This is a genomic window from Micrococcus sp. KRD128, from assembly GCF_017168395.1.
In the GTDB taxonomy this organism is placed as follows: Bacteria; Actinomycetota; Actinomycetes; order Actinomycetales; family Micrococcaceae; genus Micrococcus; species Micrococcus luteus.
In genome coordinates this window covers 23,021-42,682 of the sequence record NZ_JABFAX010000012.1, presented here as the reverse complement: position 1 = coordinate 42,682, position 19,662 = coordinate 23,021, and the positions used below count along the sequence as shown (strand labels likewise).

The 19,662-nt window shown below is 71.6% G+C and carries 16 protein-coding genes; 8 read left to right on the top strand and 8 right to left on the bottom strand.

All coding sequences use genetic code 11. The annotated features are described in order from the left end of the window. The first annotated feature begins 77 nt into the window (after nucleotides 1-77). The 4 genes from murJ (at nucleotide 78) to trxA (ending at nucleotide 5,737) form a co-directional block, all read left to right on the top strand. Nucleotides 78-1,922, top strand: coding sequence for a murein biosynthesis integral membrane protein MurJ (gene murJ / locus J1M44_RS05130; protein WP_206480710.1), 1,845 nt, complete (start codon nucleotides 78-80; stop codon nucleotides 1,920-1,922). A gap of 65 nt (nucleotides 1,923-1,987) precedes the next feature. Continuing rightward, the gene (locus tag J1M44_RS05125; protein WP_206480709.1) at nucleotides 1,988-4,165 is read left to right on the top strand and encodes a hypothetical protein; all 2,178 of its coding nucleotides are present in this window, start codon (nucleotides 1,988-1,990) and stop codon (nucleotides 4,163-4,165) included. A 149-nt stretch (nucleotides 4,166-4,314) separates the two neighbouring features. Continuing rightward, nucleotides 4,315-5,316 (top strand): thioredoxin-disulfide reductase, encoded by a 1,002-nt coding sequence (gene trxB, locus J1M44_RS05120; protein ID WP_049161403.1) that lies wholly within the window; start codon nucleotides 4,315-4,317, stop codon nucleotides 5,314-5,316. Between the two features lie 31 nt (nucleotides 5,317-5,347). Continuing rightward, nucleotides 5,348-5,737 (top strand): thioredoxin, encoded by a 390-nt coding sequence (trxA, locus tag J1M44_RS05115; protein WP_330986836.1) that lies wholly within the window; start codon nucleotides 5,348-5,350, stop codon nucleotides 5,735-5,737. Nucleotides 5,738-5,854: 117 nt separating this feature from the next. Here trxA and J1M44_RS05110 read toward each other — a convergent pair whose 3' ends face one another. From J1M44_RS05110 to rpmH, 8 genes are all read right to left on the bottom strand, one after another. Next, nucleotides 5,855-7,228: a ParB/RepB/Spo0J family partition protein gene (locus J1M44_RS05110; protein WP_206480708.1), complete on the bottom strand. Its 1,374-nt coding sequence runs from the start codon at nucleotides 7,226-7,228 to the stop codon at nucleotides 5,855-5,857. A 2,514-nt stretch (nucleotides 7,229-9,742) separates the two neighbouring features. After that, a complete protein-coding gene (locus tag J1M44_RS05105) occupies nucleotides 9,743-10,687 on the bottom strand; it encodes a ParA family protein (RefSeq protein WP_241252821.1) in 945 nt (314 codons plus the stop codon). Between the two features lie 74 nt (nucleotides 10,688-10,761). After that, a complete protein-coding gene (gene rsmG, locus J1M44_RS05100) occupies nucleotides 10,762-11,487 on the bottom strand; it encodes a 16S rRNA (guanine(527)-N(7))-methyltransferase RsmG (protein WP_123244081.1) in 726 nt (241 codons plus the stop codon). Continuing rightward, nucleotides 11,480-12,064, bottom strand: a complete 585-nt coding sequence (locus J1M44_RS05095) for a Jag family protein (RefSeq protein WP_123244080.1) — start codon at nucleotides 12,062-12,064, stop codon at nucleotides 11,480-11,482. The genes rsmG and J1M44_RS05095 overlap by 8 nt, the downstream gene beginning before the upstream one ends. Nucleotides 12,065-12,066: 2 nt before the next feature. Continuing rightward, entirely contained in the window at nucleotides 12,067-13,065 is a 999-nt protein-coding gene (gene yidC, locus J1M44_RS05090) for a membrane protein insertase YidC (protein ID WP_060775347.1), read from the bottom strand. A gap of 5 nt (nucleotides 13,066-13,070) precedes the next feature. After that, a complete protein-coding gene (gene yidD / locus J1M44_RS05085) occupies nucleotides 13,071-13,439 on the bottom strand; it encodes a membrane protein insertion efficiency factor YidD (protein ID WP_020628390.1) in 369 nt (122 codons plus the stop codon). Next, nucleotides 13,440-13,838: a ribonuclease P protein component gene (rnpA, locus tag J1M44_RS05080; RefSeq protein WP_098471039.1), complete on the bottom strand. Its 399-nt coding sequence runs from the start codon at nucleotides 13,836-13,838 to the stop codon at nucleotides 13,440-13,442. A 28-nt stretch (nucleotides 13,839-13,866) separates the two neighbouring features. After that, the gene (rpmH, locus tag J1M44_RS05075) at nucleotides 13,867-14,004 is read right to left on the bottom strand and encodes a 50S ribosomal protein L34 (protein ID WP_002856443.1); all 138 of its coding nucleotides are present in this window, start codon (nucleotides 14,002-14,004) and stop codon (nucleotides 13,867-13,869) included. 342 nt (nucleotides 14,005-14,346) lie between these two features. Between rpmH and dnaA the strand changes: the two genes are divergently transcribed. The 4 genes from dnaA (at nucleotide 14,347) to J1M44_RS05055 (ending at nucleotide 19,553) form a co-directional block, all read left to right on the top strand. Further along, nucleotides 14,347-15,894 carry a chromosomal replication initiator protein DnaA gene (gene dnaA / locus J1M44_RS05070; protein ID WP_065572740.1) on the top strand — a complete coding sequence of 516 codons (1,548 nt, stop codon included), beginning with the start codon at nucleotides 14,347-14,349 and terminating at the stop codon, nucleotides 15,892-15,894. A gap of 751 nt (nucleotides 15,895-16,645) precedes the next feature. Beyond that, entirely contained in the window at nucleotides 16,646-17,761 is a 1,116-nt protein-coding gene (gene dnaN, locus J1M44_RS05065; RefSeq protein WP_206480719.1) for a DNA polymerase III subunit beta, read from the top strand. A gap of 21 nt (nucleotides 17,762-17,782) precedes the next feature. Continuing rightward, complete coding sequence (gene recF, locus J1M44_RS05060; RefSeq protein ID WP_044659942.1) at nucleotides 17,783-18,997, top strand: DNA replication/repair protein RecF; 1,215 nt, start codon at nucleotides 17,783-17,785, stop codon at nucleotides 18,995-18,997. After that, on the top strand, nucleotides 18,990-19,553 hold the full coding sequence (locus tag J1M44_RS05055) for a DUF721 domain-containing protein (protein WP_044659941.1): 564 nt from the start codon (nucleotides 18,990-18,992) through the stop codon (nucleotides 19,551-19,553). Before recF ends, J1M44_RS05055 begins: the two co-directional genes overlap by 8 nt. The last annotated feature ends 109 nt before the right edge of the window (nucleotides 19,554-19,662 follow it).

Genomic DNA, 19,662 nt, shown 5'->3' with positions numbered 1-19,662 from the left:
GGCGGGTGCGGGGTCGGGCCCCCGCCCCTGATCCGCCGCCCCCGGCACGGGGCCTTCCGACCACGATTGGGTGACCCTTGAGCAGCAGACCCGCCCCGCGCCGAGCGCAGGACCCCGCCCACGCCGGCGTCGCCGACGAGGAGCCGACGACGACGGACCCCGCACCCGCCACGGATCCGACCACCGTGGGCCCCGGGGACGAAACCCCCGAGGGTGAGCGCCGCGCCGGCCGGTCCACCGCGATCATGGCCTCCGGCACGCTCCTCTCCCGCGTGCTGGGCCTCGTCCGTGCGACGCTGGTGACGGTGGCGATCGGCCTGTCCGCGGACATGGCCGACATCTTCGAGATCGCCAACTCCCTGCCGAACGTGATCTACCTGCTCCTGGTGGGCGGCGTGTTCAACGTGGTGCTGGTGCCGCAGCTGATCAAGCACGCCCGCGACGCCGACCGGGGCGCGGACTACACCTCCCGCCTGATGACGCTCGGCACGCTCGTGATGCTCGCCGGCACGGTGGTGGTCATGCTGGCGGCGGCCCCGCTCATGACGGCCCTGACCCGCGGCTGGTCGCCGGAGAAGCTCGAGATGGCCACCGTGTTCGCCCTGTGGTGTCTGCCCCAGGTGTTCTTCTACGGCATGTACGCGCTGGTGGGGCAGGTGCTCAACGCCAACGGGCGCTTCGGCGCCTACATGTGGGCGCCGGTGCTGAACAACGTCGTCGCGATCGGGGCGATCGTGCTGTACCTGGGCATGTTCGGGGCGTACCGGGCCGGCGACGACCTCGCCGGGTGGACGACCGCGCAGACGGTCGTGCTGGCCGGCGGCCACACCCTGGGCGTGGTGCTGCAGGCGGTGATCCTCTTCCTGCCGCTGCGCGGGCTCGGCCTGGGTCTGCGCCCGCGGTTCGGCTGGAAGGGCATCGGCCTGCGGGACACCGGCCGGATCGCCGGGTACACCCTGGTCACGATGGTCGCCACGAACGTGGTGCTCCTGCTGTGCCAGCGGTACGTCACCTCCGCCACGGAGGCCCGCGACCGCGGCGAGCTGCGCATCCCCGGCACCGAGACCTGGAGCGCCGAGATGGCGCAGGCGGCCATCCCCGGTGTGGCCGCGTACAACATGGCGATGCTGATGGCCGTGCTGCCCCATTCGGTGTTCGTGCTCTCCCTGGCCACCGTGCTCTTCAACCGGCTGGCCCGCGCCATGGGCCGCCAGGACATGTCCGCGGTGCGGCGCACGACGGCGCAGGGTCTGCGCGCGTTCACCGTGCCGCTGATGTTCTGCCTCGCCGGCGTGGTGGTCCTGGCGGGCCCCCTGGGCCGCGTCTTCGGCTCGACGGCCGAGACGGCGATGGTGGCCGGCATCGCGGTGGGCTCGGTCCTGCTCGCGCTGGCGCTGTCCATCCCGTTCCGCTCGGGCTCCTTCTATCTGCTGCGCGTGTTCTACGCCGCCGAGGACGCCAAGGTGCCGATGGTGGTCCAGGTCAGCGGCTCGCTCCTGATGCTGCTGGTCTCGTGGGCGGGCGCGATGCTGCTGCCGCTGTGGTCCATGGCCCTGTGGGTCGCGTTCGCCTCGTCCGTCTCGTACGTGTACCAGTTCGTCCTGACCCATGTGCTCACCGTGCGCCGGTTCGGGGACTACGGCCTCGCGTCCGTGCTGCGGGCCCACGTCCAGACCGGCCTGGCCGCGCTGGCCGCGGCGGCCGCGGGCGCCGTCGTCGTGTGGCTGCTGGGCGGGTACACCGGCGGGTTCGCGTGGAACTCCATCGGGACGGCACTGCTCACATGCGCGGCGGCGGCCGTGGCGATGGGGCCGGTGTACCTGGTGGTGCTGCGGGCCATGCGGTTCCCCGAGCTGGACGACGCCCTCCGGCCGCTCGTCGCCCGCGTGCCGGCGCTGGGTCGTCTGCTGCGCGTCGGCTGATTCCTGGCCGCGACGGCCGCGCCACGTATCATCGGATTCCGACCCCGTCGTCAGGAGAAGAGCCCGTGCCCCAGCCCATCGCCGTCGGCGCCGTCCTGGGCGGCCGCTATCGCATCACCCAGCACGTGGTGACGTCCGCGGACCAGGACATGGTGTTCCTGGGCACGGACCAGGTGCTCAACCGCCGCGTCACCGTGCTCGTGGCCTCCCGTGAGAACGCCACGCAGGTGGCCTCGTCCGCGCGGGAGCTGGCCACGGGCGAGCGCACCGACGACGTGCAGGTGCTCGACCTGGGCCTGTCCGAGGGCCGCACCTACCTGATCGCCGGCGGGGACCCCGACCCGGACGTCCTGCTCGGTCTGGCGTACCCGCAGGAGCTGTACGTGGAGCCGTTCCAGACGGACAGCCTCGGCTCCGAGCTGTTCGGTGAGTCGCGGACCGGAGACCCCCACGCCTACGACGACGACGAGGCGTACTACACCGACCTCGACCGCCGGCTCCGCGCGGACGAGGACGAGGCCCAGCGTCGTCCCGGGTTCCTGAACCGCCTCTCCGAGCGCCTCGCCGAGCGGGTCCGTCCCTCCGACGGCACCGCGGCGAAGGCGGCCGCCGGGGCGTCGGCCCTGGCCGCGGCGGACGCCGCCACCCGGAAGCAGCAGGAGGAGCGCGAGCGGGCGGAGCGGGAGGCCGCCGAGCGGGCCGAGCGGGAGCGCAAGGAGGCCGCCGAGCGGGCCGAGCGGGAGCGCAAGGAGGCCGCCGAGCGGGAGCGCAAGGAGGCCGAGGAGAAGGCCCGCGCCGAACGGGAGGCCGCGGAGCGGGCCGAGCGGGAGCGCAAGGAGGCCGCCGAGCGCGCGGAACGCGAGCGCCGGGAGGCGGAGGAGCGTGCCGAGGAGGAGCGCCGCGCCGAGGCCGAGCGCGCCCGTCGCCAGGCGGAGCAGGAGGCTGAGGAGCGGGCCGCGCGCGAGCGGGAGGCCGAGCAGGCCCGGCTGGCCGCGGAGCGGGAGGAGGCCGAGCGCCGCGAGCTCGAGCGCCGGGCCGAGGCCCGCCGTCGTGCCGAGGAGGAGCGGGCCCGGGAGGGCGCGGAGCGCGAGGCTGAGAAGCGCGCGGCCCAGGAACGCGAGGCCGCAGAGCGCGAGGCCCAGGCGCGCACCGCCGCACTCCCGGCCGTCGCGGCGGGGGCCGCCGCCGCGCAGGCCCCGGATGCCGATGCCGACGGGGCCACGCCGCCCACCGAGCCCGTCGAGTCCGTGGCGGCCGAGAAGACCGACCCGCCGGAGCCGGTCGCCCCGGACACCGAGGCGATCCCCGTGCGGCGCCAGCGCCCCGTCCCCCGCCGAGCGATCGTGGCCGAGTCCGCGCCGACCGCCCACGAGGAGTCCCGCGGCACGGCGGCGCCGGTGGCTGCCGGGGCCGGGGTCGCAACGGCAGCGGGCGCCGCGGCTGCCGGTTCGACGGCCGCCGCGGCTCCGGATGCCCAGGCCGCCCCGGCCACCACCGGGGGCGACGACGGCGCCACGGTGGCCGACCCGGGCGACGGCCACGGCCGCACGCGCGGCGGCGGTCCGCTGGCCCTGCTCCTCATGCTCGGCCTGCTCGCCGCACTCGTCGTGGGCGGGGTGCTGCTGGCCCAGAACCTGCGCGGCGGGCCGGCCCCGCAGGCCGCGGCCGCGTCGTCCGAGTCTGCGTCGTCCGGGTCTGCGTCGTCCGGGTCCGCATCGGACACCCCGTCGCCGTCGGAGAGCACCAGCCCCTCCCCCACCTCGACCAGCGAGAGCGCCACGGCTGCCCCGAAGGCCGTCCAGGCCCTGCGCTCGGTGCCGGACCTGCCGGAGCACGAGGCCGAGCACGACGCGGACCTGCCCAACCTCATCGACGGCGACCCCACCACCGTGTGGCGCACCTTCGCCTACGCACGGCCGAACTTCGGCGGCTATGTGGAGAGCATGAACCTCGTGGTCCAGCTCGAGGACCGCACCGAGGTGAACGAGGTGACCCTGCAGAGCACAGGGGCCACCGGTGGTGCCTGGTTCGCCTACATCGCCGACTCCCCCGAGGGTGCGAACGCCAAGGAGATCGGCAACGGCACCTTCGACCAGGACACCGTCTCCATCCCCGTGCCGTTCGAGGGCGCCGAGTCAGAGGCCGAGTACGTGATCGTCAGCCTCACCTCGCTGCCCCAGCTGGAGGGCACGACGCCGGACCTCCCGTTCGGCCTGCGCCTCGGCGAGATCACCGTCCGCTGATCCCACGCCCCGGCGACGGCGCGCCGGACCTTCCGGCCGCCGTCGCCGGGGCGTCGTCGCACCGCGGCCCCGACACCGCGGAATACCCGCCGGTGCCTCCGCCGTTGTCCTGGAGGAGCGCCCACCACCCCGATCCACTGGAGGAACCCGTGGCCCCCACCGCCCAGGACCAGAGCGTCCACAACGTCGTGATCGTCGGATCCGGCCCCGCCGGATACACCGCGGCGATCTACACCGCCCGCGCCGACCTCTCCCCGGTCCTGGTGGCCGGGGCGGTGACCGCGGGCGGCGAGCTGATGAACACCACCGAGGTGGAGAACTTCCCGGGCTTCCCGGAGGGTGTGCAGGGGCCCGAGCTGATGGCGAACCTCGAGGCCCAGGCCCGCCGGTTCAACACGGAGGTGGTCTACGACGACGTCGTGCAGGCCGACCTGACGTCGAACCCCAAGGTGCTCACGCTCGGCGACGGGACCCAGCTGCGCACCCACGCGGTCATCCTCACGACCGGCTCCGCCTACCGGAAGCTCGGCGTTCCCGGCGAGGAGCGCCTCTCCGGCCACGGCGTCAGCTGGTGCGCCACGTGCGACGGCTTCTTCTTCCGCGAGCAGGAGATCGCGGTCGTGGGCGGCGGCGACTCCGCCATGGAGGAGGCCCTGTTCCTCACCAAGTTCGCGTCCAAGGTGACCGTGCTGGTCCGCAAGGACGAGCTGCGCGCCTCCAAGGTGATGGCCCACCGGGCCATGGAGAACGAGAAGATCGAGTTCCGGTGGAACACCGAGGTCACGGAGGTGACCGGTGACGACAAGGTCAACACCCTCCGCCTGCGGGACACCCGCACCGGCGAGGCGTCCACGCTGGACGTGACCGGCCTGTTCGTGGCCATCGGCCAGGACCCGCGCACGAACCTGGTGCAGGGCCAGGTCGACCTGACGGAGCATGGCACGATCCGCATCGACCATCCGTCCTCGCGGACCTCCCAGCCGGGCGTCTTCGCCGCCGGCGACGTCACGGACCACACCTACCGCCAGGCCATCACCGCCGCCGGCTCGGGCTGCGTGGCCGCCCAGGACGTGGAGCACTACCTCGCGACCGTGGCCGATGTGGAGGAGGCCGCGCCGGCCGGCCCGGAGTCGGACGTGGTCCCGGCATGAGCCACTGACTCATGACCCCTGACAGAGCGTCATGGGTCATGTCAATAACACCCCTGTCCACCCTCGTCAGACACAGAACAACCCCCAGGAGGCTGCCATGAGCACCATCACCGTCACCGATGCCGACTTCGACCAGAAGGTCCTCCAGTCCGAGCTGCCCGTCCTCGTGGACTTCTGGGCCGAGTGGTGCGGCCCGTGCCGCATGCTCGGGCCCGTCCTGGAGGACATGGCCGTGGAGCACGAGGGCAAGGCCGTGATCGCCAAGCTCAACGTGGACGAGAACCCGGCCATCGCCGCGCGCTTCGGCGTCACCTCCATCCCGCTCGTCGTGGGCTTCCAGAACGGCGAGAAGGTCGTCGAGTCCGTGGGCGCCAAGCCCAAGGCCGCGCTGGAGAAGGAGTTCTCGGCCCTGCTCGGCTGAGCCCCTCCCCCACTCACCGCGACGGCCCCGTCACACGAAAGGGTGGCGGGGCCGTCGTGCGTTGATTTCCAGGACCAGCGGCGGGTGCCCGTGGACGCCGTCCGCGGGAGCTCCGGATCAGGACTTCTTGCCCTTCCCCTTGCCGTCCTGACCACCCTGGATGAGGTCCATGATGCGGTTCAGGTCCTCCACGGTGGTGAAGTCGATGGCGATGCGGCCCTTGCGCGCGCCGAGGGTGATCTTCACGGCGGTGTCCAGGCGGCTGGTGAGCGCGGTGGCGTAGTGGTCCAGGCGCTCATGGCGGGCGTCGTCCGAGCTGCGCCGCGGCGTCCGCCCCGGCCGGAGCCCGCCCTGCAGCTGCGCGACAGCCTCCTCCGTGGCCCGGACGGACAAGCCCTCGGACTGGATCCGCTGCGCCAGACGCTCCATGTCCGACGGGTCCGTGAGACCGAGCAGCGCGCGAGCATGGCCGGCCGAGAGCGTGCCGGCGGCCACGCGGCGCTGCACGAGGGGCGGCAGCTTGAGCAGTCGGAGCGTGTTGGAGATCTGCGGACGGGAGCGGCCGATGCGCTGGGAGAGCTCCTCCTGCGTGCAGGCGAAGTCCTCCATGAGCTGCTGGTAGGCGGCGGCCTCTTCGAGCGGGTTCAGCTGGGAGCGGTGCAGGTTCTCCAGCAGGGCGTCCCGCAGGAGGTCCTGGTCCGGGGTCTGGCGGACGATCGCCGGGATGATGTCCAGGCCGGCCTTCTGCGTGGCGCGCCACCGGCGCTCGCCCATGATCAGCTCATAGGGGGTGGGGCCGTCCACCTCGCGCACGACGATCGGCTGCAGGATGCCGACTTCGCGGATCGAGGTGACCAGTTCCGCCATGTGGTCCTCGTCGAACACCTCACGCGGCTGCCGCGGGTTCGGGTGGATGTCCCCCACCGGGATCTCCCGCAGGACCGCGATGTCCGTGGACACGGTCCCCTCCGTCGCGACGGACTCCGCGGTCGAGTCCACCGGTTCCTTCCTCGACGACGTCGCGGAGGTGGCACGCTTGCTGGGCGCCTTCACCGTCGGCATGGCCGGACGCCCCTTGGTCGGCCGCGCCGCGGGTGCATCCTCGGAGTCTGCGGAGAAGAACACGTCGACGGGACGCTGCGCGGGTCGCGAGGCACGCTTCGACGAGGTGGGCCCTGCCTTCGTGGCGGACGCGGCGTTCCGGCCAGTCGCAGCCGTTGATTTCCCGGCCTGTGTCGTTCGGCCCGCGGTCTTCCGCTGCGAGGCCGACGGGGCGGGCTCGTTGGACTCCCCTGGCGTTTCGCTCGTCGCGGTGCTCCGCGTCGATGTCGTGGTGGCCTCCGCTGCCGCGGCAGCCTTCGGGCCGCTCTTCACCGGCACCGCAGAGTCCTTCGGGGAGGAGGCCTCGGCGTTCTCTTCCGGGGCTTCTACAGTGCTCTGGATCAGGGCGCCGAGGCCTCGCCCCAGGCCTCCTCGACGGCTCGTCTTCAACGGGTCCTCCTGCAGTGAGTGGGTCTGCGATCAGTGTAGGTGAGCGGCCTGGTCTCGATGGTCCCGGGCGGCGGGAAGACACTTCTCAAGGTGCTCTGGCCCTGACCGCCGGGGGGCGCGCGAGGGCCTGACACGTGCAAGGGGCGCGGCGAGGTTCGGGCCTCGGTTCTGGGGTGAGACGTCCGTATTGGGCCCGGACGGCAGGATGTGGGCGCGCGGACAGCACCTGCCGCGAGCGTGAGTGTTTCACGTGGAACACTCCGAGTGGGGGCGCTTTGGAAGGGTGCCGTTGCAATCCTCAAGACCTCCTCGTGTTCCCTCTCGAGGTTCACTCGTTTCACATGAAGCGCGAGCCCGCGTCGACGAGCGGACGGTATTAGAATCACGGTTGTCAGTTTGTTGTTCGTGTTCTCCCCGGCCGATCAGCCCTCCGTGCGGACGGTACTCAGATCGATGGCTACCCGCATGATGATGTGCTTCATCGGACGCGCAATGGCGGACCAGCAGCGAAGCACTCGTCCCACTTCCCCGCGGTGTGATGTGAACACTCGAATCGCCGAACGGATGAGCTCGGCCTACTCATCGCTTCACCGTCAGTGCTTCCTCACACCCGCGCAGCTCACGAATTGAACGCTGCTTCACCATCCGCGTTTCACGTGAAACACGGACGAGTCTGTCATTCAAGTACGACATGAGTTCGGGTGGGCCACGTGCTCGCTCACCCGCGAGTCAGTGCTACATTCCTGCGCCATTCTCGGTCAGCTCGCTCCCGGCACGGATCGTGTGCTCCCTGGATCGCCTGGGATTGTGACCTCGCGGCACGGCGCTTTCACCCGAAGCTCGTTTCACGTGAAACGTATCGTTCGAAGATTCGACCGTGCACTCGTGCCACGGAAGTCCGCCCACGAGCGGGTTGCATTCAGATGCCGGCGTCCATAGGAGGCCTGAGATGCGTTCGAGGTTCAGACTCCTCGCGCTGCTGACGTCGTGACCCGGGCGCGTCGAGCGCCGGACGTCGGTCGTTCGGTTTCACGTGAAACGTGGCGGCGTACTGGGCGCGAACGCCGGGTCGCGGGTCCCATGTCGCGCAGCTTGCACCGACTTGTGCCGTCGACCGTACTGTTCGATGTAGTCGCTGCCGTCAGCAGCGGCCGTACAGTTATATGGCAGGCCCTTCCGCCCGACAGACCGGACCCATTCCTCCCGTCTGCCCATTCCGCCCATTAAGGTTCACGTCCGACTCGTGTGGAACCGGGTCTTCACCCGTCCGTCCGCACGCGGCTCCCTCCAGGGATCGACGCTAGATCTACGCGCGAGCATCGTGTTTCACGTGAAACCCCCGGCCACCACCTGAGTGATCGACGTCCTGCTTCCACGTCGTTGCAGGGGTCAGAACCGTGTGGCCTGAGCGTCCCGCACTGAGCTGATGCGGGTTTCCCGGGGGGGGCAGGCTGACTCAGCATTCCCCTGCCGACCCCGTACCTAGCCGCCGGGCCGCGCTGGGGATTCGCCAGACCAACCAGCGCCATGGTGGCACCCACGGCCACCTACCCACGGCGTCCCCTTGTCCACAGATCTTGTCCACATATCAACATCGACGATAGCCGCTAACCACTGCTGACTCCGCAAAGTGCCAGCTCACATGCTTGTCTCTGTATACATTGGGGGCGTGCGGCCGCCCCTCTTCGCCGGAGTCTCTCCTACTCCGTACACAGGAATGCACAGTAGAACTGTCCTTCTGGCGCCGCCGTTCGGCCCCTCCAACTCAGACGAATCACAGCAGCCCACCATCGCCGCTGACGTTTGCTCTCGCACACGCTGACGGCAGACCGGCCGCGCGCCTCGCGGCGACACCACGGCCCGTGCTCCGCTCTGGCCCCGATTCCCTGCACGTCACCGACGGCGAGGAGGTCTGACCGTGGGGGAGAGGGGGCACCCAGTCACAGCACCCGGTCTCCTCGACGGCTGCATCCTCGAGGCTGCAGCGCACCCGAGTGGAGGAGCGGGGACGGGCCGGGCCCTGCACGGCGGCGCCCGGCGGCCAAGACGTTCCCCGCGCGTCGCGCAGCTCCCGAGGAGCGCTTCAACGCAGGGTGCGCCGCCGGCCCTCACAGCCGCCGTCGCCGCCCGGCGGCCGTACCGTCCACCCCGCCCCGTGAGCTCGTGTGTCGCCGCCTGCGGCTGCCCCACGCCCTGCGACAGGCGCGCCTGGCCGACGCGGCGGAGGGGCTGGCCCAGGGGAGGAGACGGGAGCGTGACAGACGGAAGCGATCGACCACGGGCACCCCTCCCCATCGTCCCGCTGCGGCGGCACCACGCTCGCACCACGGAGACCGGTGTTTCACGTGAAACACGAACTTCCGACATGCCCAGCGATTGCGCTTGTCTGCCCATCCCTCATCTTTCGGGCCGCACTCACGCACGACGACGCCCGCCGGGGGATCGCTCCCTCCGGCGGGCTTCGTCGTCGTCAGAAGCGCCATCCGGCGACCACCACAGCTGACCGCCTGCGCGTCAGCCGTTCACGGCCGGCGCACCGCGGCCGGCGATCTCTGCAGCCGCCTCCCGGTACGCCACGGCGCCGGCCGAGGCCGGGTCGTAGGTCAGCACCGTCTGCTGATAGCTGGGGGCCTCGGAGATGCGGACGTTGCGGGGGATCGCAGTGCTCAGCAGCTGCTCCGGGAAGTGCGTCCGGACCTCCTCCGCCACCTGCACCGCGAGGTTGGTCCGCGCGTCGAACATCGTCAGCAGGATGGTGCTCACCTGCAGGCGCGGGTTCAGGTGCTTCTGGATCATCTGCACGTTCTTGAGCAGCTGGGAGAGGCCCTCGAGGGCGTAGTACTCGGCCTGGATCGGGATGAGCACCTCCTCGGCCGCCACGAACGCGTTGACCGTCAGCAGTCCCAGGGACGGCGGGCAGTCGATGAACACGTAGTCCAGCCGCTCCTGGCCGTCCTCCTCGCGCCAGGCGGTGTACGCCTCGAGCGCCCGAGACAGTCGCTGTTCGCGGGCCACCAGCGAGACCAGCTCGATCTCAGCACCGGCCAGGTCGATCGTCGCGGGCACCACCTGCAGGCCGTCCACGTCCGGGGCGTCCTGCACGACATCCTGGATCTCCATCTCGCCCAGGAGCACGTCGTACACGGAGGCGACGTCTCCGGTGTGGGGGATGTTCAGCGCGGTGGACGCATTGCCCTGAGGGTCGATGTCGACCACCATCACCCGCATGCCCGCGCGGGCGAGGGCCGCGGCCAGGTTGACCGTCGTCGTCGTCTTGCCGACGCCGCCCTTCTGATTGGACGTCGTGAACACGCGGGTGCGGTCGGGGCGCGTCAGACGGCGCCGCTGGAGCCGCGCGGGCTCCTCGGCGTCGGCGCCGCCCTTCTCGGCGGTCCGGCCGGTCCACTTCTGGCGCAGGGCCCTCCAGGCCCCACCCCGGCTCTCCTGCTCCTGCGCCATGCGGCTCTACCTCCTGGGTCGCGGGTCTGCGGATCTGCTGCCGCCCGGCCCGTCCCGTCCCGGTCGGGGAGGGGTCAGCGGGGACGCGCGCTGATGCGCACGACGGTGGTGGTCTCGGGCAGCAGGCCCTCGCCCACCGTGAGGATCTCGGGCTCGGCACCACCATACTTGCGCAGGACCTTGCGGGCGGCGGCGATCTCGTCGGCCGCGGAGCGGCCCTTGATCGCCAGCAGCTCCCCGGCGCCCTGCAGCATCGGCATGGTCAGGGGCACGAGGGTCTTCAGCGCGGACACGGCGCGGGCGGTCACGACGTCGACGTCGAGGTTCCCGGAGACCTGCTCGGCGCGGCCGCGGATCACGTCCACGTTCTCCAGGCCGAGGTCCGCGACCACCATGTCCAGCCACTCCACGCGTCGCTCGAGCGGCTCGATGAGCAGAAACTGGCAGTCGGGGCGCGCGAGCGCGAGACACAGGCCGGGCAGGCCCGCACCGGAGCCGACGTCGGCCACGAGCGCACCCTGCGGGAGGAGCTCCTCGACCACGGCGCAGTTCAGGACGTGGCGTTCCCAGAGACGGGGCGCCTCGCGCGGGCCGATCAGGCCCCACTCGATGCCGGTGTCCGCCAGGTGGGCCACGTACGCCTCGGCCCGGGGGAGGGCCTCGCCGAACAGCTCGACGGCGGCCGGCCGCAGCGCATCGGTCAGCGGCGGTGCCGGCTGCCCCACGGGCGCGGGGCGCTCGCCCCGGTCCTGTGGATCCAGCCCGGGGCGCCGCTCGTAGGCCGAGCCCCGCTCAGTCATCGGCGGAGATGACCACGTGCCGGCGGGCGCCCTCGCCCTCCGACTCGGAGGTCAGGCCGGCGTCCGCGACGACGTCGTGGACGATCTTGCGCTCGTACGCGCCCATGGGCTCGAGGTGCACGGGACGCTCGCCGGCGCGGACGCGCTCGACGGCCGCCTGGGCGGCGGTGCGCAGGGCGACGTTGCGGCGCTCCCGGTGCCCGCAGACGTCCAGGATCAGCCGGGAGCGGTGCCCGGTGGCGGCGAGCACGGCCAGCCGGACGAGCTCCTGCAGGGCCTCCAGGGTGCGGCCGTCGGGGCCGACGAGGCCGTCCAGGCGCTCGTCGTGGTCCTCGGAGACGACGGACACGTACGTACGCCCGTCGCGGACCTCGATGTCGATGTCCCCGTCCAGGTCCGCGATGTCGAGCAGCTCCTCGACGTAGTCCGCGGCGACGTCGCCCTCCTCCTCGAGGCGGCGCACCGCCTCCGAGACGGCGGCACCGTCCTGCTCCTCGACGCGGGAGCCCGGGCCCGCGGGGGTCTCGACGACGGCGTCCTCGGCCTCGGGGGCCGGGGTCACGTTCTCGGCGGACATGCTCACTTCCTCCTGCGGTTCTTGCGCTGGGGCTGGAGGCGCTGACCCGACTCGCGGACGACCTCACCGTTCAGCACGGCGCCGCCGCGGCCCGCCTGGGTGTGCGCGGACGAGGGCGTGGCCTCGGCGTTCGACACCTTCTGGCCCACGGGGGGCAGGCCCTTGGCGGCGCGGCGCTCGTTGAGCTCCTTCTCGGCGAGGGAGCCCGGGGTCGGGTTGTTGCGGATGATCCACCACTGCTGACCGACGGCCCAGAAGTTGGAGTAGGTCCAGTACAGGAGCACGCCGATCGGGAAGTTGATGCCGCCGATGCCGAAGATCAGGGGCATGGCGTAGAGCATGATCTGCTGCGTCTGCATCATCGGGCCGGTGAGGGCCTGCTGCGTCATGTTCTTCGTCATGAGCATCTTCTGCATGAAGAACATCGAGCCCGACATGAGCAGGATCAGCACGATCGCCGTGACGATCACGGGCCCGCTGCCCGGCGCGCCGAGCGAGTTCATGAAGGTGTCCGACATGCGGGCGCCGAAGATCGTGGAGCCCTCGAAGGAGCGGATCTGGTCCGCGGACAGGGCGTCCATGGCCTCGCCGCGCTCGGCCGCGCCGCGGGCGCCGATCAGCACCTGGTACAGCGCGAAGAAGAACGGCATCTGGATCAGCAGCGGCAGGCAGGCGGCGAACGGGTTCGCCTTGTGCTCCTTCATGAGCGCCTGTTGCTCCATGGCCATGGCCTGGCGGGAGAGCTGGTCCTTCTTGCCCTTGTACTTGGCCTGCAGCTTCTGCAGCTCGGGCTGGATGGCCTGCATGGCGCGCTGCGCCTTGATCTGCTTGACGAACAGCGGGATCAGCAGGGTGCGGATGAGCACCACCAGCAGGAGGATGGACAGGGCCCACGTCCAGCCGGAGTCCGTGGGCAGGCCCGCAAACTCCAGGATGCTGTGGAACGCCCCGAGCAGCCAGGACATCAGCCAGCGGAACGGGGAGAGGATGGCTTCGAACATGGGGGTCAATCCTCCTGCGGGAGATCAGGTGGGATGGGAGGGTGGTTCAGGGTGAGGATGCGCGGCTGCCGGCCCGGCGGCCAGCGTCGGTGCCCGGGCGGGACCGGGTCCACGCCGCCGTCGTTCCAGGGATGGCACCGGCCGATGCGCCGCGCGGCGAGCCACGACCCCTTCACCGCGCCGTGCACGTGCACGGCCTCCAGCCCGTAGGCGGAGCAGCTGGGGAAGAACCGGCACACGGGTCCGTACAGCGGGGAGACCACGGCCCGATAGACCGTGAGCAGGCCGGCCAGCAGGGCGGACGGCAGCGCGCGCAGCGGCCCCCACTCACGGGAGGGCTCGAGCACGACGAAGGGCGAGGGCGTGACGGTCATCTACGCGTGCTCCGAGGCGGCGGGCAGGTGCGGCTTCAGGGCCTTGCCGAGCGCGCCGACGGTCTCGCGGCGCAGCAGCGCGTAGTCCGCCTCGGCGGCGGCCGGCAGCGCGCGGACCTGCACCAGAACCGGCAGGTCGCGCAGCGGGGGCAGGCGCATCTGATCCGAAACGACGGCGCGCAGCCGCCGCTTCACCCGGTTGCGGGTCACCGCGTTCCCCACGGCCTTGGACACGACGAACCCGGCCCGCGGCCGAGGGGCGCTCGGCGACGTGGACCGGGTCTGATCGGGGTCCGTGGCGACGCTCACCACGACGGTGCGCCGACCCGCGCGGGTGCCGGTGCGACCGAGGTGACGGAACTCCGCGGGCGTGCGGACGCGACGGTCACGGGGCAGCACGGGGCGCGCCGTCCCTGGACCGACGTCCTCAGGCGGACAGCTCGGCGCGGTTCTTGCCGCGGCGAGCGGACAGGATGGCGCGGCCGGCGCGGGTGCGCATACGGGCACGGAAGCCGTGCTTGCGGGCACGACGGCGGTTGTTGGGCTGGAACGTGCGCTTGGTCACTGTGATCTCTCCACGACGTGTTGTGTGCCTTCGACCGTCGACCTGAGCAGGTGGACCAGGGGGAAGGACCGGTGAGGCTCTGACATGAAATCCCCGGCGGGCACGATCAACCGACACCCGGGGGACCAGACAACTCTAGTGGCCGGGGTGCGCAGGGGTCAAACGGGTGCGCGCGGATCCCGGACACGCGTGGGCGCCCGGGACGGTCGTCCACAGGATGATAGGGGTTGTCCACCGTCTGTGCACAACCCTGTGGACAACCGTTAGACTCCGAGCACCGTCGTCCGTCTCGCGCAGCCGCCCCCGTCCCCGGGGACGTCTGTCCCAGGAAAGGAAGCCTCCGTGGTGGCAGACCAGGCCGTGCTCAGCTCGTGGCGCTCCGTCGTGGGCTCCCTCGAGGACGACGCGCGGGTCAGCGCCCGCCTCATGGGCTTCGTCTACCTGGCCCAGCCGCAGGGCCTCATCGGCAACACGCTCCTGCTGGCCGTGCCGAACGAGACCACCCGCGAGACGCTCCAGGGCACCCAGGTGGCCGACGCCCTCACGGACGCCCTGACCAAGGAGTTCCGCGAGGAGATCCTGCTGGCCATCTCGATCGACGCGAACCTGCAGCCGCCGCGGACCCCCTCCTCCGAGGCCCGCCGCTCCTCCCTCGCCGGCGGGCCGTCCGGCGCCGCGGCGCCGGACGTCGAGCTGCCCCCGGCCGCGACCGCCGCCACCTCCCGCCGCGCCGTCGCCGAGGAGCTGCCGGGCTTCCGCATCGAGCCGCCGGCCGACGTCGTGCCCGCCGCGACCGCGGCCCCGAGCGGGAACGGCAAGCCGACCCCCGCGCCGCCGTCGACGTCCGCGGAGACCAGCCGCCTCAACGACCGCTACCACTTCGAGACGTTCGTGATCGGCTCGTCCAACCGGTTCGCGCACGCCGCCGCGAACGCGGTGGCCGAGGCGCCGGCGAAGGCGTACAACCCGCTGTTCATCTACGGCGAGTCCGGCCTGGGCAAGACGCACCTGCTGCACGCGATCGGGCACTACGCCCGTCGCCTCTACCCGGGCCTGCGGGTGCGGTACGTGAACTCGGAGGAGTTCACCAACGACTTCATCAACTCCATCCGCCACGACGAGGGCGCCTCGTTCAAGCAGGTCTACCGCAACGTGGACATCCTGCTGATCGACGACATCCAGTTCCTGGCGGACAAGGAGGCGACGGTCGAGGAGTTCTTCCACACCTTCAACACGCTCTACAACAACAACAAGCAGGTGGTCATCACCTCGGACCTGCCGCCCAAGCAGCTCTCCGGGTTCGAGGACCGGCTGCGCTCCCGCTTCGAGTGGGGGCTGATCACGGACATCCAGCCGCCGGACCTCGAGACGCGCATCGCGATCCTCCGGAAGAAGGCGGAGGCCGAGGGGCTCGTGGCCCCGCCGGAGGCGCTGGAGTACATCGCCTCGCGCATCTCCACGAACATCCGCGAGCTCGAGGGCGCGCTGATCCGCGTGACCGCATTCGCCTCGCTCAACCGGCAGACCGTGGACATCGAGCTGGCCGAGCATGTGCTCAAGGACCTGATCACGGACGAGACGGCGCACGAGATCACCCCGGAGCTGATCCTGCACGCCACGGGGGAGTACTTCAATCTGACCCTCGAGGAGCTGACCAGCAAGTCCCGCACCCGCACGCTGGTGACGGCGCGGCAGATCGCCATGTACCTGCTGCGCGAGCTGACCGAGATGTCCCTGCCCAAGATCGGTCAGGTCCTGGGCGGCCGCGACCACACCACCGTCATCCACGCGGACCGCAAGATCCGCGAGCTGATGGCCGAGCGGCGGACGATCTACAACCAGGTCACCGAACTCACCAACGAGATCAAGCGGAAACAGCGCGGCGCCTGAGCCACCCGCTGTCCCACCCTCGAGTCCCGGTTCGAACCTTCGACCGGGACTCGACCCTTCTTCCACATTGTCCACCGGTGTGGACAACTCTGTGGAGAACCCCCGGCGCTGTGGACAACCTCCGCCCCTGTGGATGGCGGAATCAGGCCGCTCACGCCGCGTCCACACCCCTGGGGACGACGACGGTGCACAGGCTGGTGAATCACACGGGTGTCATTCGGTGGTCCACATGTATCCACAGATCTCCACAGCTGAAAACCGCATGATCTCGCGGGTTTCGACGGGTGTGGACGCGCCCTGTGGACAGGAATGTGGACAACTGGGGGGTGGATCCGGGGATGAGTCTGGACAACTCCGGTCGACCCTGTGCAGAGCGGGGCGAGGAGCTCCGGGGCTCGTCCACACCGGATGCACACCCCGAACGAGCGGGCGTCCACACGGTTCCCCCAACCGGATCCGCATGCTGACGCGGCAGAACGGCGTTCTCCACAGGATCCACACCCGCTACCACTCCTTCTGATCCCTCTGGAGAGATTCCGCCAAGCAACATCATCTCCGCGGCCCCGCACCGCGTTGAGCACCTCGAGTGCCCGGGCTGCGCCCGAGCGCTCAGAATCCTTGGAATCACACGCTTGTCATTCGCTTCCGACCTGACACCGTCCGCGCGGACCGCCTATGCTGAGGCCCGCGTGTCGCCGTTCCCCCCGGGCCCGCAATCCCCGTCATCACCCCCAGAGAGGCAGTGCAGCTCGTGAAGTTCACCGTCGAACGCGACATCCTCACCGACGCCGTCTCCTGGGCCGCCCGCTCCCTGTCCCCGCGCCCGCCGGTGCCGGTGCTCTCGGGCCTGCTGATCACGGCCGAGGCCGGCGTGGTGTCCATCGCGAGCTTCGACTACGAGACCTCCGCGCGCCTGGAGATCGAGGCGGACATCGAGACCGCGGGCCAGGTGCTCGTGTCCGGCCGTCTGCTGAACGACATCGTCCGCTCCCTGCCGCAGGCCCAGGTCACGGTGGAGCTCGACGGCGGCAAGGTGCTCGTCACCTGCCGCTCCTCCCGCTTCTCCCTGGCCACGATGCCCGTGGGCGACTACCCGGCCCTGCCCGAGCTGCCGGCCCCCGCAGGCACCGTGGACGGGGCCGCGTTCGCCCACGCCGTCGCCCAGGTCACCGTCGCCGCCTCCAAGGACGACACCCTGCCGATCCTCACCGCCGTGAAGGTGGAGATCGAGGGCGACACCATGACCTTCCTGGCCACGGACCGCTACCGGCTGGCCATGAAGGAGATCCGCTGGACCCCGGCGGACCCGTCCATCTCGACGTCGCTGCTCATCAAGGCGCGCACGCTCACCGAGGTCGCCAAGTCCCTCGGCTCCGGCGGCGACCTGGAGATCCTGCTCGGTCAGACCGCCGACCTCGTAGGCTTCGCCTCCGGTGGCCGCCGCACCACCTCCGTGCTCGTGGACGGCGAGTACCCCAAGATCCGCTCGCTCTTCCCCGAGTCCAGCCCCATCCAGGCCGTGGTGGACACCGCCGCCCTGGTCGAGGCGTCCCGCCGCGTGGCCCTCGTGGCCGAGCGCAACACCGCCCTGCGCATGGTGTTCACGGAGGGCCAGGTCACCCTGGACGCCGGCACCGGCGACGACGCGAGCGCCAACGAGTCCGTGCCGTGCACGCTCGAGGGCGAGGACATCACCGTGGCGTTCAACCCGTCCTACCTCTCCGAGGGCCTGGCCGTGGTGGACCAGCCGCAGGTGCGCTTCGCCTTCACGTCCGCGCCCAAGCCCGCCCTGCTCACCGGCGTGAACCAGGAGGACGGCGTCGTCTCCGACTACCGCTACCTCGTGATGCCGGTGCGCATCGCCTGACGCAGGGGGCCGAACGCTCCCGTGTACCTGTCCCACCTCACCGTCGCGGACTTCCGGTCCTACCGCTGGGCCGACCTGGAGCTGACGCCGGGGTCCACGGTGCTGCTCGGGGCCAACGGGGTGGGCAAGACCAACCTCGTGGAGGCGATCGGCTACCTCGGCGCCCAGCAGTCCCACCGGGTCAGCTCGGACGCGCAGCTCGTGCGCTTCGGTCGGGACCGGGCCCGGATCGCCGGGCGCGTGCACCGCGGTTCCCGCACCGTCGCCCTCGAGCTGGAGATCCTGCCGGGCCGGTCCAACCGGGTGGCCATCAACCGCGGCGCCCCCGTGCGGGCGAAGGAGGGCCTCGGGATCCTGCGCACCGTGGTCTTCGCCCCGGAGGACCTGAGCCTCGTGACGGGGGAGCCCGGTGGCCGCCGTCGTCTCCTCGACCAGCTCATGGTGCAGCTGCGTCCGGCCCTCGGCGAGGCCGCCGCCGACTACGAACGCGTGCTGCGCCAGCGCAACGCCCTGCTCAAGTCGAGCCGCGGCTCTCGCCGCTGGGGCCCCGAGGAGGACGCGACCCTCGCCGTCTGGGACGAGCACCTCTGCGCCGCCGGCGCCCGCCTGCTCCACGGCCGCCTGCACGTGCTGCGCCTGCTGGCCCGCCCCCTCCAGGAGATGTACGCGGCGCTGACCAACGGCTCCAAGGCGGCGGCCTACGCCTACGAGTCCACCGTCCCGCTGGCCCGCGGCACCCACGCGGAGGTCCCGGCCGTGGCGGACCTGGCCGTGGACATGCGCCGGACGCTCGAGACCCAGCGGGAGGAGGAGCGGGCGCGGGCGCTCACCCTGGTGGGCCCCCACCGGGACGAGCTCGCCCTCTTCCTGGGCCCGGCGCCCGCGCGCGGCTACGCCTCCCACGGGGAGACGTGGTCGCTGGCGCTGGCCCTGCGCATGGCGGCCTACGACGTGCTCGTGGCCGACGACCCGGACCCCGACGCCCGCCCCGTCCTGATCCTGGACGACGTGTTCGCGGAGCTCGACGCCGCCCGTCGCCGCCGCCTCGCCGCGCTCGTGCACCGGGCCGAGCAGGTGATCGTCACGGCCGCCGCGCTCGAGGACGTCCCCGAGGAGCTCACGGCCCACCGCGTGCTCATCCGCCAGGACGCGGAGGGCTCCGAGGCCGTGGCCGCCGCGGCCCCCGTGGAGGGCGACATCCGCGAGCCCCGGCGCGAGGGCGGCGCCGATGGCTGAGACCCCCGCCCCGTTCGAGCCGGACCGGCCGGACCTGGCGCTCGTGCAGCTGCGTCGGGTCCGCGAGGCCGCCCGGGAGCGGGGCGAGGCGCCGCTGCGGGCGCGGGGGACGGGCGCGGGCCTGGCCGGGGCCATGGCGGGCACGCCGTCGGCCGGCCGGGAGCGGCAGGACCGTCGGCGCCCGTTCGGGGGTGCGGACCGGGACCCGGCCACGGTGTCCACCGTGTTCGGCCGGCTCATCCGCGACCGCGGCTGGTCCACCCCCGTGGCGGTCGGCTCCGTGCTCACCCGCTGGGCCGAGCTGGTGGGGCCGGAGATCGCGCTGCACTGCCGCCCGGAGAGCTTCGAGGACTCCGTGGTGCGGGTCCGGACGAGCTCCACCGCGTGGGCCACGCAGCTGCGCCTGATGAGCCCCGTGCTCCTGCAGCGCTTCGACGAGGCGCTCGGGCCCGGCGTCGTGACCCGCATCGAGGTGGCGGGGCCGCAGGCCCCGAGCTGGCGCAAGGGGCCGCGCACCGTGCGCGGCGGCCGCGGGCCGCGCGACACCTACGGCTGAGTCCGGGGCGGCCCCCCGCGGCGCACGACGGCGTCCCGGACGCGGCGAGGCCATGGGTGCCGCTCTGGCGCGCTCACAGGGTCGGTGACGGCCCGGGAGGCATGGGCGG

What these genes read in the sequence shown, in the direction of transcription:
- trxA (WP_330986836.1), top strand. Translation starts at nt 5,348, where the DNA reads ATGGGTCATGTCAATAACACCCCTGTCCACCCTCGTCAGACACAGAAC.
- J1M44_RS05095 (WP_123244080.1), bottom strand. Translation starts at nt 12,064, where the DNA reads ATGTCCGCCGAGAACGTGACCCCGGCCCCCGAGGCCGAGGACGCCGTC.
- rsmG (WP_123244081.1), bottom strand. Translation starts at nt 11,487, where the DNA reads ATGACTGAGCGGGGCTCGGCCTACGAGCGGCGCCCCGGGCTGGATCCA.
- J1M44_RS05105 (WP_241252821.1), bottom strand. Translation starts at nt 10,687, where the DNA reads ATGGCGCAGGAGCAGGAGAGCCGGGGTGGGGCCTGGAGGGCCCTGCGC.
- yidD (WP_020628390.1), bottom strand. Translation starts at nt 13,439, where the DNA reads ATGACCGTCACGCCCTCGCCCTTCGTCGTGCTCGAGCCCTCCCGTGAG.
- J1M44_RS05055 (WP_044659941.1), top strand. Translation starts at nt 18,990, where the DNA reads ATGGCTGAGACCCCCGCCCCGTTCGAGCCGGACCGGCCGGACCTGGCG.
- yidC (WP_060775347.1), bottom strand. Translation starts at nt 13,065, where the DNA reads ATGTTCGAAGCCATCCTCTCCCCGTTCCGCTGGCTGATGTCCTGGCTG.